Source organism: Nocardia sp. NPDC005366 (assembly GCF_040606855.1).
Lineage (GTDB): Bacteria > Actinomycetota > Actinomycetes > Mycobacteriales > Mycobacteriaceae > Nocardia.
Genome location: NZ_JBEXFQ010000070.1, coordinates 1 through 14,439, shown reverse-complemented (window position 1 = coordinate 14,439; position 14,439 = coordinate 1). Strand labels below are relative to the sequence as shown.

Genomic DNA, 14,439 nt, shown 5'->3' with positions numbered 1-14,439 from the left:
AACCGATCACCCGCCGACCTCGCCACAGCGGACATGATGCACCACCGGCCACTCCAAGCTGACTAATCAGACGATTGGGAGACAGAACCTAGGCCTGAGCGACCGTCGTCTCCAGACGCGATCCGGTTCGGCCGCGGATGACGTGCAGGCGGCTGGGGATGCGCTGGCGCATTTCGTCCACGTGACTGACCAGGCCGACCACCCGACCACCCGCGCGCAGTTCGTCGAGAACGCCCATGACGGCGTCGAGGGTATCGGCGTCAAGGCCGCCGAAACCTTCGTCGATGAAGAGGGTGTCCAGTACCAATCCGCCGGATTCGGCGGCGACGGTATCGGCGAGACCGAGGGCCAATGACAGGGAGGCCATGAAGGTTTCGCCGCCCGAGAGGGTTTTGGCCGGCCGGATGGCGCCGGTGTAGTCGTCGCGGATTTCGAGACCGAGGCCGCCGCGTCGCCCGCGCGGCCCCGCCTTGTCCGAGTGCACGAATTCGTAACGGCCACCGGACATTCGACACAGACGCACCGACCCCGAGACGGCCACCTCTTCGAGCCTGGCGGCGAGGACATAGGAGCGCAGCGACATGCGACGGTTGTTCTCACCGCGCCCAGCCACGACTTCGGCGAGGGTGGCGAGTTCGTCGTGCGCTCGTTGGAGCGGAGCGACGCGGTCCAGCGCGGCCCACAGCTGTCCGCCCAGATCCTCCAGCAGGTTGACCCGCCGGGTGGCCTCGGCGTGGGCGGCGACGGCGCTGTTGAGCCGGGCCTGCGCCTCGGTGACCCGGTGCTGTAGGTCATCGAGATCCCTCGGTTCGGCCATCGCCGCGGCCTTGGTCTCGGGTTCGGCGAGTACGGCTTCGGCGCCGACCTTCTTGTGCTCGGCGTCGAGCAGTTCCGCATCGATCTCCTCGTGACGGCGCGGGGGTCGCGACGCGGCGGCGACGACTTTCGCGTACGCGGTCAGCAGGGCGACATCGTCGCGCGCCGTGTCGGTCGGCGAATCGGATTCGATGACGAAACCCGCCGCGCGAGCCGAACTCTCGACCCGGTTCGCCACGGCGACAACCTGCTCGCGCGCCGCGGCGACCTCCACCCTGGCCTCACGCAGCGCCGTGGCGTAGCCGACGAGGTCATCGATGCGGCGGCGGCGATCATCGATGGTCTTGTCCCCGCCCGCCGCCGCGCGCAGCCGGTCGGTGAGTTCGGCGTAGCGGGCGGCGGTGGTGGTGATGTGGGTGGTCACGGTGCTGCGGCGAGAATCGGCGGCGCGCAATTCCTCCTGGAGGCCGGTTTGGTCGGCGCGCAGCTGTGTGAGTTCCGCGCCGCATCCGTCGACCAGTCCGGCCAGGTCGTCGGCGTCCTGGTAGCGGTCGGTGGCGGTGCGCAACGCGGCGGCCAGTTCGACCCGGTCCGCGTCACCACCGCCAGCCTTGAATTTCTCGATATCCCTTTCCAACTCCGCGATTCGGGTCTGCACCCGATCGCGGGCCCTCTCGGCGACCCGTTCTGCCGCGATCGCCTCGTCCTCGGCCTCCTTCGAGACCGCGTGCGCGGTCGGGCGCGCCGGATCCGGATGGTCGTCGGAGCCGCACACGGCACACGGCTGCCCGTCGATCAGTTGACCCGCCAATTCCGCCGCCATCCCCGCGAGGCGACGTTCACGCAGTTCGAGCACGCGCTCCCTGGCGTCGTTGTGGGCGGTCCGCGCCGATTCGAATTCGATTCCGGCGTGGTCGAGCGCGGTTCGGCGGGCGGCCAATTCGACCGCTGCGGTGGCGGCCGTCCGCAGCCGTTCGAGTTCGGTCCGCAGTGCGGGCAGGGTGGTCGCCGCGGCGGTGGCCTCGCGCAATCGGACCTCGGCGGCGGCGATCGATGCGGGCAATTCGTCGCGTCGGCGGATCAGTGCGGTGACGCGAGTCGCCAGGACGGCTTCCTCGTCTCGCAACGCGGTCAATTCGGTGTTCAGGCGGGCCGCGGTAGCCGCGTCTCCGCGCACCTCGTCCAGCACCCCGATCTGCGCGCTCCAGCGCCGGATCGCCGCGTCGATATCGGCGTCCGGGCGAACCGTCGTGCCATGCTCGAGACCGGACCGATCAGCCCGTGCCGGAGAAACCGCCCGCGAGGTAGCGGGATCGGATTCGTGCGAGGACGATTCGCCCGTCGCCAGCAACTCCGCTCCGCCGAGGTCGGTCGCCTCGGGTTCGAGCAGCGCGCTCACCAGCCTGTTCTCGGCCGTACGCATCTCGTTCTCGTAGCCGCGGGCAGTCATGACCACGGTCCTCGCCTCATCGATCGCTTCGGCGACCGGCTGGGCGCGGCGCGCCGATTCCAGCTCGGACCGCAGCGCCGCCCGGTGCTCGGCCCCCGCGGCATAGTCCTCGAGTGCGGCGCGGGCGCCCGCCATCCGGCGACGCAGCCCGTCGAGCCGACGCTGTTCCTCGGCCTCGGCCCGAATTCGGGCCGAATCCTGCTGGCAACGCTCGGATTCCGCGGTAGCGGCGACCAGATCGGTTCTGGCGGCGGCGAGCAGGTCCTGCGACCAGGCGACCGCCTCCTGCGGTTCCACCACGTCGGTGACATTGCGGCCCGCCGCCATCGCCACATTGTCGATGAGCCGGTTGATCGCCTCGGTCCGCACCTTCATCTCGGCATCGGAGGCGCGGCGTTTATCGGCAAGCCACTGCTCGGCGGTGCCGAATCGCTCGGTGTCGAAGAGCTTTTCGAGAAGTTTCTCGCGATCTTCGTTATCCGCCCGCAGGAATCGCGCGAAATCGCCCTGCGGCAGCAGCACCACCTGGAAGAACTGGTCGGCGCTCATGCCGAGCAACCGGATGATCTCGTCACCGATATCGGTCAGCCGGGAGAGGTTGACCCCGTGTCCGTCGAGCCATTCCAGTGTCGCGGTGGCGTTCTCCTTCACCACGGTGGCCTTGCCGCGCTTGCTCGGCCGCAGGAATTCCGGTGAGCGTGTCAGCCGCACCCGCCTGCCGCTGATCGTCGCCTCCAACACCACCCGCGGCGGGGTCTGTTCGTCGGCGTGGTCGGAATGCAGGCGCTTGCTCTCACCGCGCGCGCCGGGCACGCTGCCGTACAGGGCGAAGGCGATCGCGTCCAGCACGGTCGTCTTCCCCGCGCCGGTCTGGCCGTGCAGCAGGAAGAGTCCGTCGGCTCCCAGCGCGTCGAAGTCGATGACGGTGGGATCGGCGAACGGGCCGAATGCCGTCATCTCCAGTCGATGCAACCTCATCCGACGGCACCGAGTCGAAACGGCGGCATGCCGCGTCCGGTCGACGCGCCCCCTCGGATCGAGATACCGATGGTCGGCGAGGTGCTCACGCGGTCAGTTCCCCGGCGAGCGGCACGAGTTCGGCGGGACGATCCGATTCGGTCACCGCCGCGGCGAGCGCCCGTTCCAGCCAGGCCATCTCGCCCGCGCTCGGCGCGCCTCGCACATCGGTGAGGAAGCTCTGCGCTACTTCGGTATCGCGTCGGCCGTGCACCCGCTCACGGTAACGCAGCTCCGGGTTGCCTTCGGGCCGTGACCATTCGACGTGCACGACGTGCGGAAAACGATCACGCAGTTTGCGCAGCGGGTCGACCGGGCGGGCGGTGTCGGTGAGGGTCGCGGAGACGTAGTGCTCCTGCGCGGCGGCATGCGCCGGATCGTCGAGTAGTTCGTCGAGCGTGCCGGTGAGCCTGCTCAGCCCGCGCACCGAGGGCAGGTCGCGACGCCGGACCTCCCGCAGCCCCGACGCGTCCAGATCGATGATCCACACCGCCTTGCGATGCGAATTCTCCGCGAAGGAGTAGGGCAGCGGCGATCCCGAATAGCGCACCGACTCCGAGAGGATCTGCGGCGAATGCAGATGCCCGAGGGCGACGTAATCGACGCCGGTGAACGCGGACAGCGGCACCGTCTCGACGCCGCCGACCGAAATCGACCGTTCCGAACCCGTCGCCTCCCCGCCGACGACGAAGGCGTGCGCGAGCACCACCGAGCGGATCCCGCCACGTCCCGCGATATCGGCGCGAATCCGGCTCATCGCCGCGTCCAGGATGTCGGCATGCGAACGTGCTTGCGGGACACCGAGTTCGGCACGGGTGATCTCCGGTTCGAGATACGGGATGCCGTACATCGCGATCTCGCCGTGCTCGTCGGACAGCAGAACCGGCTCGTCGGCCTCGGCGACCGTGGTGCGCAGATGCAGCCCGCCCGCCGCGGCGAAACTGGCGCCCGCGCCGAGCCGCGTCGGCGAATCGTGATTGCCCGAGGTGGCCACGATCCTGGCGCCCGCGGCGCGGATCGCCTCGAATCCACGGTTGCACACCGCGATCGCGTCGGCACTCGGGATCGAGCGGTCATAGACGTCGCCCGGTATCACCACGACGTCGACGGATTCCTCGGCCACCAGCTCCGCGATGGCGCTCAACGCGCGAACCTGGTCGGACAGCAGGTCGACGCCGTGGAAGGTACGCCCGATGTGCCAGTCCGAGGTGTGCAGCATCCGCATGGGCCGAAACCGTAGGCGCTCCCACCGACAGAATTCAATCGCTGTGCCCGTGGTGTCGGATTTGCCACGTTCGGTCCGGCGTGTTCGGCGGTGTTTCGTGTCCCGACCCGCGGTGGTCGAATATCGCGCCCGGCTCGTTCGCCGGGCCCGCGTCCCGGTCCTGCCCCCGCGTCGATTCGACCGAGCCACCGGGGATTTGCCGATGCGCTGCCGGCCGATAGCCGGGTGGATTCGTTTCTGTCGGTGACCTACGGCACTATCTGCGCTATGACCGCACCGATGCTCGTCGCACTGATGCTGGTATTCGCCGCCGGAGTGGGGCTCGGCTGGCTCGGACAGGCCGCGCGGGCGGGCAGCAGGGCGGTCGCCGCCGAGGCGAGACTGGAGGCGGCCACCGATAACGAGCGGTTGCTACGGCAATCCCTCACCGCCGCGAACGAGGATGCGGCGCGCAGGCATTCGCACGCTGTCGGCGCGATGGTCGAACCGCTGCGCGAGGCGGTGGGCGCGTTGAACCAGCACATCCAGCGGGTCGAGCATCAACGGGTCGACGCCTATTCGGGCCTGCGCGAACAGGTCGCGGGGATGCAGCGCACCTCACATCAGCTGTCCACCCAGACGAGTCAGCTCGTCGCCGCCCTGCGCGCGCCGCAGGTGCGCGGGCGCTGGGGCGAGATCCAATTGGAGCGGGTCGTGGAATTGGCGGGGATGACCAGGCATTGTGATTTCGACACCCAGGTGAGCCGGGCCGCCCGTGACGACGGCGACGGGGCGGACCGGACCGGGGCGGTGCGCCCCGATCTCGTCGTCCATCTGGCGGGCGGGCGCAGCGTCGTGGTCGACGCCAAGGTTCCCTTCGACGCCTACCTCGACGCCTGCGCGTCCGATGATCCGGATGTGCGTGCCGACCTGCTGGCCCGGCACGCGAAACATCTGCGTGTCCACGTCGACAAGCTCGCGGGCAAGGCCTACTGGGTCACCTTCGATCCGGCCCCGGAATTCGTCGTGCTCTTCGTGCCGGGTGATCCATTCCTCGATGCCGCGCTCACCTCCGACTCCGGACTGCTCGAATACGCCTTCGGTCGCAATGTGATCCTCGCTACCCCGACCACCCTGATCGCGCTGTTGCGCACGGTGGCATTCAGCTGGCGGCAGGAGGCACTCTCCCGCGATGCCGCGACCATTCAGCAACTGGGAAGGGAGCTTTACGCCAGGCTCGGCATGACCGGCAAACACCTGGATCGGCTCGGATCCCAGCTCGGGAAGGCTGTGGAGGCGTTCAATCACACCGTCGGGTCGGTCGAATCGCGCGTCATGGTGACGGCCAGGAAGTTGCACGACCTGCAGATCGCTGAACAGCGGATTCCCGAAGTCGCCCGATTGGAGGCGATGCCGCGGGCGGCGGCATTCGCCGATGCGGACGAATGACGGCGGCGGCCGAGGTCACCCTGTCGAGCAGCGGCATCGTGTGCGGGTCGAACGTCGCCGACCACCGCGTACGCCGATCGCCGACGTATCCGGTGGCCGTGCCATAACGCCGACCGGCGCGGCGACGGTTAGTGTGCTTAACGTGGCTGCTTCCCAACGCGTGCGATCCCGGGTGCCCGCGCCGCAACGTTCGATCTTGCCATCGGTGCCGGGCATACCGGCCGGGGCGGCGATCCTGATTGCGGTGGCGAGCACGTTTCTCGGGTTCCTTGTCGACGCCAAAGGCGACGGAGGGGAACTGACCGGCACTTTCGCCGCGCTGTATGTCGCGGGATGCCTGGCGGCGGTTCTCGCCGTTCGCTATAGAGGCCTCTTCACCGCGATGGTGCTGCCGCCACTGCTGCTGTTCGTCGCGGTTCCGCTGTCGTATCAACAGCTGACCGGCCGAAGCTCGACCGGTATCAAGGACATCCTGCTGAATCTGGCGATCCCGTTGGTGAACCGATTCCCGACGATGTTCCTGGCCACCGCGCTGGTTCTGGCGATCGGCGGAGTCCGGATCTATCTGCATCGGCGCTCCGAGGCCGGACAACGCGACGACGCGGCCAGGCGCGGATCGAGTTGGGGACGAAGCGCCTCGACGGGTCGCCCCCGTCCGGCGAAAGCCGCCAAGGCCACCACATCCGCCAAAGCCACGAAGGGCGCGCGGCCCGACGCCAAGGCGCGCCCCAAGCGCAAGCCGGAACCGATCGTCGACCTCAGCGATCAGAAGACCGACAAGTACGAACCGCCGCGGCCCGGCAGGCGTCCGGCGGGTGACGTGGCGGATACGCCGCCCCGGGTCGCCGCCAAGGGCCGTCCCAGAGAAGGCGGCAGGCCCGTGCCTGGCCGGACCGCCAGGCCGACCGCCGCCATGCCGAGGGCCGAGGGCGACGCGCCGCGCGCCGCGCGCTCCCGCAGCGAGGTTCCTCCGCATCCGCGGCCCAACGTCCGCTACCGCGAACGGGAGTCGCAGCGCAACGAGCGCCGCAAACCCGAGAACCTCTAGCGGCGCAGGTCGTATCGGCCCCGCATCCACGAGGTGAGCCGAACGCACCCCGCGCACGACGGGCGGTGAACCTGCGGAAATTCCGCCGCGGTCTCAGCGGCGGGTGGTGCGCAACTCACGTGGCAGGGCGAAGACCAGGGTTTCGTTGGCCGTGGAAACGGGCTGCACGTCGGCGAAACCGTGTTCCTCCAGCATGTCGAGCACGCCGCGCACGAGGATTTCCGGCACCGAGGCGCCCGAGGTGATGCCGACCGTGCGCACCCCGGCCAGCCACGCCGGATCCACCTCGCGGGCGTAGTCGACCAGGTAGGAGGCTTTGGCGCCCGCGCCGAGGGCGACCTCGACCAGTCGCACGGAGTTCGAGGAGTTGCGCGATCCGACGACGATCACCAGATCGCATTCCGGCGCCATGGCCTTCACCGCGACCTGGCGGTTCTGCGTCGCGTAGCAGATGTCGTCGCTGGGCGGATCCTGCAACAGCGGGAAACGCTCGCGCAGCCGCCGCACGGTCTGCATGGTCTCGTCCACGCTGAGCGTGGTCTGCGACAGCCAGATGACCTTGTTCTCGTCGCGCACGGTGACCCTGTCGACGGAATCGGGGCCGTCGACCAGTTGCACGTGATCGGGCGCCTCGCCCGCGGTGCCCTCGACTTCCTCGTGGCCCTCGTGGCCGATGAGCAGGATGTCGAAATCGTCGCGGGCGAAGCGTTTGGCCTCCTGGTGCACCTTGGTGACCAGCGGGCAGGTCGCGTCGATGGTGTGCAGCTTGCGCGCCGCGGCCGATTCGTGCACCGCGGGCGAGACGCCGTGCGCCGAGAACACCACGACCTGCCCGTCCGGCACCTGGTCGGTCTCGTCGACGAAGATCACACCGCGGTCGCGCAGGGTCTCCACCACGTGGCGGTTGTGCACGATCTCCTTGCGGACGTAAATGGGGGCGCCGTGTTTCTCCAGCGCCTTCTCCACCGTCTCCACCGCACGGTCCACACCCGCGCAATAGCCGCGTGGCTCGGCGAGTAGGACACGTTTTCCGCCGTCGGCGAAGCCAGTTCCGGTACCGGCCGAGCGGGCGATTCCGACGTTCAAGGGGATGGCCGAAGACATGCCGACAGCTTACTTGCGTTATGCGGTTGCCAGCCCGGTGGATGGACGGGCGAGAATCTGTCTGTGACACCAACCCTTTGCATAGCCGGGCGTATCGGGCAGGCTAGGACCATGTTCCGACCTCCGTTCCTGGCCCGGGTCGCCGCCGGTGCCGCCGTATACGCACTGGAAGAGACGCGTAGGCTGCCGACGGCGGCCATCAACTTCCCGATCACCGCGATCAGCCAGCTGCTGCAAACCTCCATGCACGTCCAGCAGTTCGTGACCAGCCTCGCACTCAAGGGCGACGCCGTTTTCGACCGTCTGGGCAACACCGCGCAGGATCAGCCCGAGTGGGCCACCTTCGACGAGGATCTCGAATCCGAGCACACGGCGACGGCCGCCTTCGCGAATCCCACGCGGACCAGCCGTTTCGACCTCTACACCACCGACGAGCCCACCGCGGCGACCGAGACGAACGGGTACGCGATCCCGCCGACCGTCGCCGAGCGGTCCGAGGCGACAACCGAAGACACCCGGACCGAAGACACCCGGACCGAGGACACCGAACCGGAACCCGAGCGGGAACCCGAAACCCCGGAGGTCGCCGAATCGGAGGTCACCGAACCCGAAGTCACCGAACCCGAGGTCGCCAGGCGCTACGACTACGCGAACATGACCCTCGCCCAGCTGCGCGCCCGGCTGCGCATGCTGTCGGTCGAGGAACTCACCGCTCTGCTCGACTACGAGCAGCGCACCTGGGCCAGGGCGCCGTTCGTCACGATGCTGACCAATCGGATCGCCACCGTCCGAGCTCAGTGACCCCGGTCACGGAACGCGCGCCGCGGGTCGGCCGGGTCGAACCGGCCGACCCGATGCGTCCGTGTCCGACCCTGCGCGTATATCTGGCGGTATGACACAGGACGGCACGGCGGCGCGGACCGGCGCCGCGACGCCCGCCAACTCCGCCGAACAGCCGTGGCCGGTGCGCACCGTCGCACTCAAGGTCTCGCAGTGGATCGATCGGCTCGGCAGCATCTGGGTCGAGGGGCAGATCACCCAGATGAATCTGCGCCCCGGCACCCGCACCGCGTTCCTGGTTCTGCGGGATCCCTCCGCGGATATGTCGCTTTCGGTGACCTGCGATCCGGAATTGATCCGCAGATCGCCCGTTCCCCTGCAAGAGGGCAGCCGAGTGGTCGTCTTCGGCAAACTCTCGTTCTTCGTCGGTCGCGGCACGATCTCGTTGCGCGTCATCGAGATCCGCCCGGTCGGCGTCGGCGAACTGCTGGCGCGTATCGAGCGGCTGAAGGCGTTGCTGGCCGCCGAGGGACTGTTCGATCCGCGCCTCAAACGCCCCCTGCCCTTCCTGCCCGGCACCGTCGGCCTCATCACCGGCCGCGCGAGCGCCGCCGAACGCGATGTGCTGACCGTCGCCAGGAACCGTTGGCCCGCAGTGCGTTTCGAGGTCCGCAATACCGCCGTCCAGGGTCCGACCGCGGTGCCGCAGATACTCGACGCGCTGGCCGAACTCGATCGCGATCCCGCGGTCGATGTGATCGTGCTCGCCCGTGGCGGCGGCAGCGTCGAGGATCTGCTGCCCTTCTCCGACGAGGCGCTGTGCCGCGCGATCGTCGCGGCGACCACGCCCGTCGTCAGCGCCATCGGCCACGAACCCGATACCCCGCTCAGCGATCTGGTGGCCGACCTGCGCGCCGCGACCCCCACCGATGCCGCCAAGCGGATCGTGCCCGACGCGGCGGCCGAACTCGCGGGTGTACGCGATATGCGGGCCCGCGCCGCCGCGGCGTTGCGCGGCTGGGTCGATCGCGAGACCGCGGCGCTCGCGCAACTGCGCTCGCGCCCTGTACTCGCCGATCCGCTGCGCGAAATCGACAGGCGCACCGAGGAGATCGAACGGCTGCGGATCGCGGCCAGGCGCTGCGCCGAACATCTGATCGGCACCGAATCGACGACCACCAGGCACCTGCGCGAGAAACTCACCGCGGTGGGCCCGGCCGCGACACTGTCGCGTGGCTACGCTGTGGTGCAACGAGTCTCCGGCCGGGAGCGTCATGTGGTGCGCAGTATCGAGGACGCGCCCGCGGGTAGTCAGTTGCGCGTGCGGGTGGCCGACGGCGCGGTGACCGCGGCCGCGCTCGGCGCACAGGCGCTGGGCAAGAGTGTGGTGAACACGGTGGATTCCGGCGCAGGGCCGGATGAGCGCGACACGGGAGGAACCGACGGTGACCGAATCCGGTAGGGACGCCGAGGCCGAGTCGGCCGAGATCAGCGGCTTCGGCTACGAACGTGCCCGCGACGAACTGGTCAATGTCGTGAAGATGCTCGAACAGGGCGGGCTGGATCTGGACGATTCGCTAGCCCTGTGGGAGCGTGGTGAGGCCCTCGCCACCCGCTGCGAGGAACATCTGGCAGGCGCCCGCCGTCGCGTCGAGGACGCGATCTCGCGTTCGGAAGCCGAGGAAGAGGCGTAGATTTCCCGACGTAGGAGCAGGCATGGGCATCCGTCGCGCGACACCCGATATCCGCACCGACGATTTGGAGCGCAGCCGGGATTTCTACCGGCTACTCGGCTTCGAGGAGGTCATGGATCTGGGCTGGGCGGTGTCCATGGCCTCGCCCACCAACCCGACCGCCCAGATCCTGCTGCTGGGGCGGGAAGCCGAGCGGTTCCAGCCCGATATCAGCGTCGAGGTCGATGACGTCGATGTCGTGCACGCGGCGGCGACCGCGGCGGGCGCCGATATCGTCTACCCGCTGCGCGACGAACCGTGGGGCGTGCGGCGCTTCTTCGTGCGCGATCCCGACGGGACCGTCGTCAATGTCGTCTGCCATCGCTGACGACATCCCGTCCCCGCTCGGAATCGATGACGGTCCGATCGACCTCAGCGCGACAGCTGCGGGGCGGCCGTGACGGCCTTGGCCAATGTAATGAACGCCGCCGCGTCACCCGCGCCCTTGATCAACACCCTGGACTGCCCGAAATCGGCGATCCACGCGGTCTCCTCGGTCGGCTCCGCGAATACCGTCCATTTCTGGTTGCCGATCTGCTCGGTGCTGTTCGCGTAACGGGAGCCGAGGATCGAGCGGGCGAGCATTTCGTCGGAGGCGCTGCTCTGGGTGAGCTGCATATAGGTGCCCGCCGGGGTGATATATCCCACGGTGCTGACCGGGCCGCCGCCCGGGCCGGTGATGGTGTCGCGACTGCCGGAGTTCGGCGTCCAGTCCGCCGGTACCGCCGGATTCCTGATCGGGAACGGCAGCGTGCGCGCGTCAGAGTTCAGCGCGGCCTGCACGTCGAAATGCGGAATCTTCCCCTCGGTCGGACCGGTCGCCGAGAAGCTGCACTGACTCGCGAGACCGGCGAAGACCACGGCGATCAGCACCAATGGGATCAGCGAGAAGAACAGATCCTTGTAGTCGTGCAGGATGCGTGGCTTTTGGTAGGACACGCTCCCAGTATCCACTCGTCGGCGTGCCGTTCCCGCCCGCACCCCCGCTCCCCCGGCCATCTGGTGCGAAGTCGAGCCAGGGCGGAATGAGACAATCGTACGGAACGAACCAACCGAGGGAGGCACCCCGCCATGACGGCATCAACGCCAGCACCCAGCCGCCGCGAGGCCCCTGACCGCAATCTCGCGCTCGAACTGGTCCGGGTGACCGAGGCGGGCGCCATGGCGGCGGGCCGCTGGGTCGGCCGCGGCGACAAGGAGGGTGGCGACGGCGCCGCCGTCGACGCCATGCGTGAGCTGGTCAACTCGGTTTCGATGCGCGGCACCGTGGTGATCGGCGAGGGCGAGAAAGACGAAGCGCCCATGCTGTACAACGGCGAGGCGGTGGGCGACGGCACCGGTCCCGAAGTGGACTTCGCGGTCGACCCGATCGACGGCACCACGCTGATGTCGAAGGGTTCACCCGGGGCCATCGCGGTGCTCGCGGTCGCCGAGCGCGGTTCGATGTTCGATCCGTCGGCGGTGTTCTACATGCACAAGATCGCCGTCGGGCCCGAGGCCGCCGACGTGATCGATATCTCCGCCCCGATCAGCGAGAACATCGCGCGGGTCGCCAAGGCGAAGAATCTACTGAAATCGGATCTGACCGTCTGCATCCTGGATCGCCCGCGGCATGCGGAGCTGATCCAGCAGGTCCGCGACGCGGGCGCGCGGATCCGGCTGATCTCCGACGGCGACGTCGCCGGGGCCATCGCCGCCGCCAGGCCCGATTCCGGCACCGACATCCTGGTCGGCATCGGCGGCACCCCCGAGGGCATCATCGCCGCGGCCGCCATCCGCTGTATGGGCGGGGCACTGCAGGCGACGCTGGCGCCCACCGACGACGAGGAACGCCAGAAGGCGATCGACGCGGGCCACGATCTGGACCGGGTGCTCACCACCGAAGATCTCGTGGCGGGTGAGAACGTCTTCTTCTGCGCGACCGGTGTCACCGATGGTGACCTACTACGCGGCGTCCGCTACTACGGCGGTGGCGCCTCCACCCAATCGATTGTCATGCGCTCCAAGTCGGGCACCGTCCGCATGATCGACGCCTACCACCGCCTCACGAAACTCCGCGAATACTCCGCCGTGGACTTCATCGGCGACGAACACGCGGTTCCGCCGCTCCCCTGATCCGCTCCACCGATTCGTGAAGACGCGTATGCCGTTGGCTGCGCGTCTTTTTCGTGGCAGAAGGGCCCCGCGGCCGAGCGGCGCGTCTCGCGCGGCGCCGACGCCGTATCACCCCGCTTCCCCGCTGTGCGCGTCGCCTCAGGCGTGGCAGCCCCACGACGCGCGCGGTCGGCATAGGGTCGGAAATATGACCGAGGAGACGCAGTACCGCATCGAACACGACACCATGGGCGAGGTACGAGTTCCCGTGCATGCCCTGTGGCGGGCGCAGACACAGCGGGCCGTGGAGAACTTCCCGATCAGCGGGCGCGGGCTGGAACGAGCACAGATCAGAGCACTCGGACTGCTCAAGGGCGCGTGCGCGAAGGTGAACCGAGATCTGGGGCTGCTCGATCCCGCCAAATCCGATGCCATCATCGCCGCCGCGAACGAGATCGCCGAGGGCAAGCACGACGACCAGTTTCCGATCGACGTCTTCCAGACCGGCTCCGGCACCAGCTCGAATATGAATGCCAACGAGGTCATCGCGTCGATCGCCAAGAACAACGGCGTCGAGGTGCATCCCAATGACGACGTGAATATGTCGCAGTCCTCCAACGACACCTTCCCGACCGCGACCCATCTGGCCGCGACCGAGGCCGTCATCAAGGATCTGGTCCCGGCGCTGGAACATCTGCGGCTCGCGCTGCTCGACAAGGCCACCGCGTGGCGCACCGTGGTGAAATCCGGCCGCACGCACCTGATGGACGCGGTGCCGGTCACCCTCGGCCAGGAATTCGGCGGCTACACCCGTCAGATCGCCCTGGGTATCGACCGCGCGATGGCGACCCTCCCCCGGCTCGGGGAGCTGCCCATCGGCGGCACCGCGGTCGGCACCGGGCTCAACGCACCGGAGGGTTTCGGCGCGCGGGTGGTCGCGGAATTGCGGCGGGCGACCGATATCGACGCGTTCTCCGAGGCCGAGAACCATTTCGAGGCCCAGGCCGCGCGCGACGGTCTGGTCGAGGCGTCCGGCGCGCTGCGCACCATCGCGGTGAGCCTGACCAAGATCGCCAACGATATCCGGTGGATGGGGTCGGGCCCGCTCACCGGCCTGGGCGAGCTCCAGTTACCCGATCTCCAGCCCGGCAGCTCGATCATGCCGGGCAAGGTGAATCCCGTTCTGCCCGAGGCGGTTACGCAGGTGGCCGCGCAGGTGATCGGCAATGACGCGACTGTCGCCTTCGCCGGCGCGAGCGGCGCGTTCGAGTTGAACGTCTACATTCCGGTGATGGCCCGCAACCTGCTGGAATCGATTCGCCTGCTGGCCAATGTCTCCCGCCTCTTCGCCGACAAATGCGTCAGCGGTCTGGTGGCGAACGAGGATCATCTGCGTATCCTCGCCGAATCCTCGCCGTCCATCGTGACCCCACTGAATTCCGCGATCGGCTACGAAGAGGCCGCGGCGGTGGCGAAAGAGGCGCTGAAGCAGAAGAAGACCATACGCCAGACCGTGATCGACCGCGGGCTCATCGGCGACGGACTCAGCCTGGAAGAACTCGATCGCCGCCTCGACGTGCTGTCCATGGCGAAGGTCGAGAACGAGAGTTGATCACCGGACCGGCTCGGTCGGTGCGCTGTCCGCGCACCCCCCCGGGGGGAGAACTTCGAGCAGAAGGCCGCCGTGGGAGCCGACCAGAACGCCCACGTCCACCAGATCTGGGGGGAGGTTATCGGAAAACCC

General features: G+C 68.5%; 12 protein-coding genes. 8 read left to right on the top strand and 4 right to left on the bottom strand.

Annotation, left to right across the window (positions count from 1 at the left end):
- Positions 1 to 88: 88 nt before the first annotated feature.
- Both ABZS43_RS35965 and ABZS43_RS35960 read right to left on the bottom strand, forming a co-directional pair.
- Positions 89 to 3,244, bottom strand: a complete 3,156-nt coding sequence (locus tag ABZS43_RS35965; RefSeq protein WP_355040477.1) for an SMC family ATPase — start codon at positions 3,242 to 3,244, stop codon at positions 89 to 91.
- A gap of 85 nt (positions 3,245 to 3,329) precedes the next feature.
- On the bottom strand, positions 3,330 to 4,508 hold the full coding sequence (locus tag ABZS43_RS35960; RefSeq protein WP_355040476.1) for an exonuclease SbcCD subunit D: 1,179 nt from the start codon (positions 4,506 to 4,508) through the stop codon (positions 3,330 to 3,332).
- Positions 4,509 to 4,775: 267 nt separating this feature from the next.
- Here ABZS43_RS35960 and ABZS43_RS35955 point away from each other — a divergent pair, with 267 nt between their 5' ends.
- Positions 4,776 to 5,936: a DNA recombination protein RmuC gene (locus ABZS43_RS35955; RefSeq protein ID WP_355040478.1), complete on the top strand. Its 1,161-nt coding sequence runs from the start codon at positions 4,776 to 4,778 to the stop codon at positions 5,934 to 5,936.
- A gap of 142 nt (positions 5,937 to 6,078) precedes the next feature.
- Entirely contained in the window at positions 6,079 to 6,984 is a 906-nt protein-coding gene (locus tag ABZS43_RS35950) for a DUF6542 domain-containing protein (protein WP_355040475.1), read from the top strand.
- Between the two features lie 93 nt (positions 6,985 to 7,077).
- On the opposite strand, the gene ABZS43_RS35945 is transcribed toward ABZS43_RS35950, so the two are convergent.
- A complete protein-coding gene (locus tag ABZS43_RS35945) occupies positions 7,078 to 8,088 on the bottom strand; it encodes a 4-hydroxy-3-methylbut-2-enyl diphosphate reductase (protein WP_355040474.1) in 1,011 nt (336 codons plus the stop codon).
- A 111-nt stretch (positions 8,089 to 8,199) separates the two neighbouring features.
- Between ABZS43_RS35945 and ABZS43_RS35940 the strand changes: the two genes are divergently transcribed.
- The 4 genes from ABZS43_RS35940 (at position 8,200) to ABZS43_RS35925 (ending at position 10,929) form a co-directional block, all read left to right on the top strand.
- Complete coding sequence (locus ABZS43_RS35940) at positions 8,200 to 8,889, top strand: lipid droplet-associated protein (RefSeq protein ID WP_355040473.1); 690 nt, start codon at positions 8,200 to 8,202, stop codon at positions 8,887 to 8,889.
- 91 nt (positions 8,890 to 8,980) lie between these two features.
- Positions 8,981 to 10,330, top strand: coding sequence for an exodeoxyribonuclease VII large subunit (xseA, locus tag ABZS43_RS35935; protein WP_355040472.1), 1,350 nt, complete (start codon positions 8,981 to 8,983; stop codon positions 10,328 to 10,330).
- Complete coding sequence (locus ABZS43_RS35930; RefSeq protein ID WP_355040471.1) at positions 10,314 to 10,562, top strand: exodeoxyribonuclease VII small subunit; 249 nt, start codon at positions 10,314 to 10,316, stop codon at positions 10,560 to 10,562. The genes xseA and ABZS43_RS35930 overlap by 17 nt, the downstream gene beginning before the upstream one ends.
- Before the next feature lie 22 nt (positions 10,563 to 10,584).
- On the top strand, positions 10,585 to 10,929 hold the full coding sequence (locus ABZS43_RS35925; RefSeq protein WP_355040470.1) for a VOC family protein: 345 nt from the start codon (positions 10,585 to 10,587) through the stop codon (positions 10,927 to 10,929).
- 44 nt (positions 10,930 to 10,973) lie between these two features.
- On the opposite strand, the gene ABZS43_RS35920 is transcribed toward ABZS43_RS35925, so the two are convergent.
- Positions 10,974 to 11,540 carry a DUF4245 domain-containing protein gene (locus ABZS43_RS35920; RefSeq protein ID WP_355040469.1) on the bottom strand — a complete coding sequence of 189 codons (567 nt, stop codon included), beginning with the start codon at positions 11,538 to 11,540 and terminating at the stop codon, positions 10,974 to 10,976.
- Between the two features lie 132 nt (positions 11,541 to 11,672).
- Between ABZS43_RS35920 and glpX the strand changes: the two genes are divergently transcribed.
- Together glpX and ABZS43_RS35910 are read left to right on the top strand one after the other, a co-directional pair.
- The gene (gene glpX / locus ABZS43_RS35915) at positions 11,673 to 12,716 is read left to right on the top strand and encodes a class II fructose-bisphosphatase (protein WP_355040468.1); all 1,044 of its coding nucleotides are present in this window, start codon (positions 11,673 to 11,675) and stop codon (positions 12,714 to 12,716) included.
- A 187-nt stretch (positions 12,717 to 12,903) separates the two neighbouring features.
- On the top strand, positions 12,904 to 14,307 hold the full coding sequence (locus ABZS43_RS35910; RefSeq protein WP_355040467.1) for a class II fumarate hydratase: 1,404 nt from the start codon (positions 12,904 to 12,906) through the stop codon (positions 14,305 to 14,307).
- The last annotated feature ends 132 nt before the right edge of the window (positions 14,308 to 14,439 follow it).

Bases quoted from the DNA above. Each gene is read 5' to 3' on its own strand.
- ABZS43_RS35965 (WP_355040477.1), bottom strand. From the start codon at position 3,244: ATGAGGTTGCATCGACTGGAGATGACGGCATTCGGCCCGTTCGCCGAT.
- ABZS43_RS35960 (WP_355040476.1), bottom strand. From the start codon at position 4,508: ATGCGGATGCTGCACACCTCGGACTGGCACATCGGGCGTACCTTCCAC.
- ABZS43_RS35955 (WP_355040478.1), top strand. From the start codon at position 4,776: ATGACCGCACCGATGCTCGTCGCACTGATGCTGGTATTCGCCGCCGGA.
- ABZS43_RS35945 (WP_355040474.1), bottom strand. From the start codon at position 8,088: ATGTCTTCGGCCATCCCCTTGAACGTCGGAATCGCCCGCTCGGCCGGT.
- ABZS43_RS35940 (WP_355040473.1), top strand. From the start codon at position 8,200: ATGTTCCGACCTCCGTTCCTGGCCCGGGTCGCCGCCGGTGCCGCCGTA.
- xseA (WP_355040472.1), top strand. From the start codon at position 8,981: ATGACACAGGACGGCACGGCGGCGCGGACCGGCGCCGCGACGCCCGCC.
- ABZS43_RS35925 (WP_355040470.1), top strand. From the start codon at position 10,585: ATGGGCATCCGTCGCGCGACACCCGATATCCGCACCGACGATTTGGAG.
- glpX (WP_355040468.1), top strand. From the start codon at position 11,673: ATGACGGCATCAACGCCAGCACCCAGCCGCCGCGAGGCCCCTGACCGC.
- ABZS43_RS35910 (WP_355040467.1), top strand. From the start codon at position 12,904: ATGACCGAGGAGACGCAGTACCGCATCGAACACGACACCATGGGCGAG.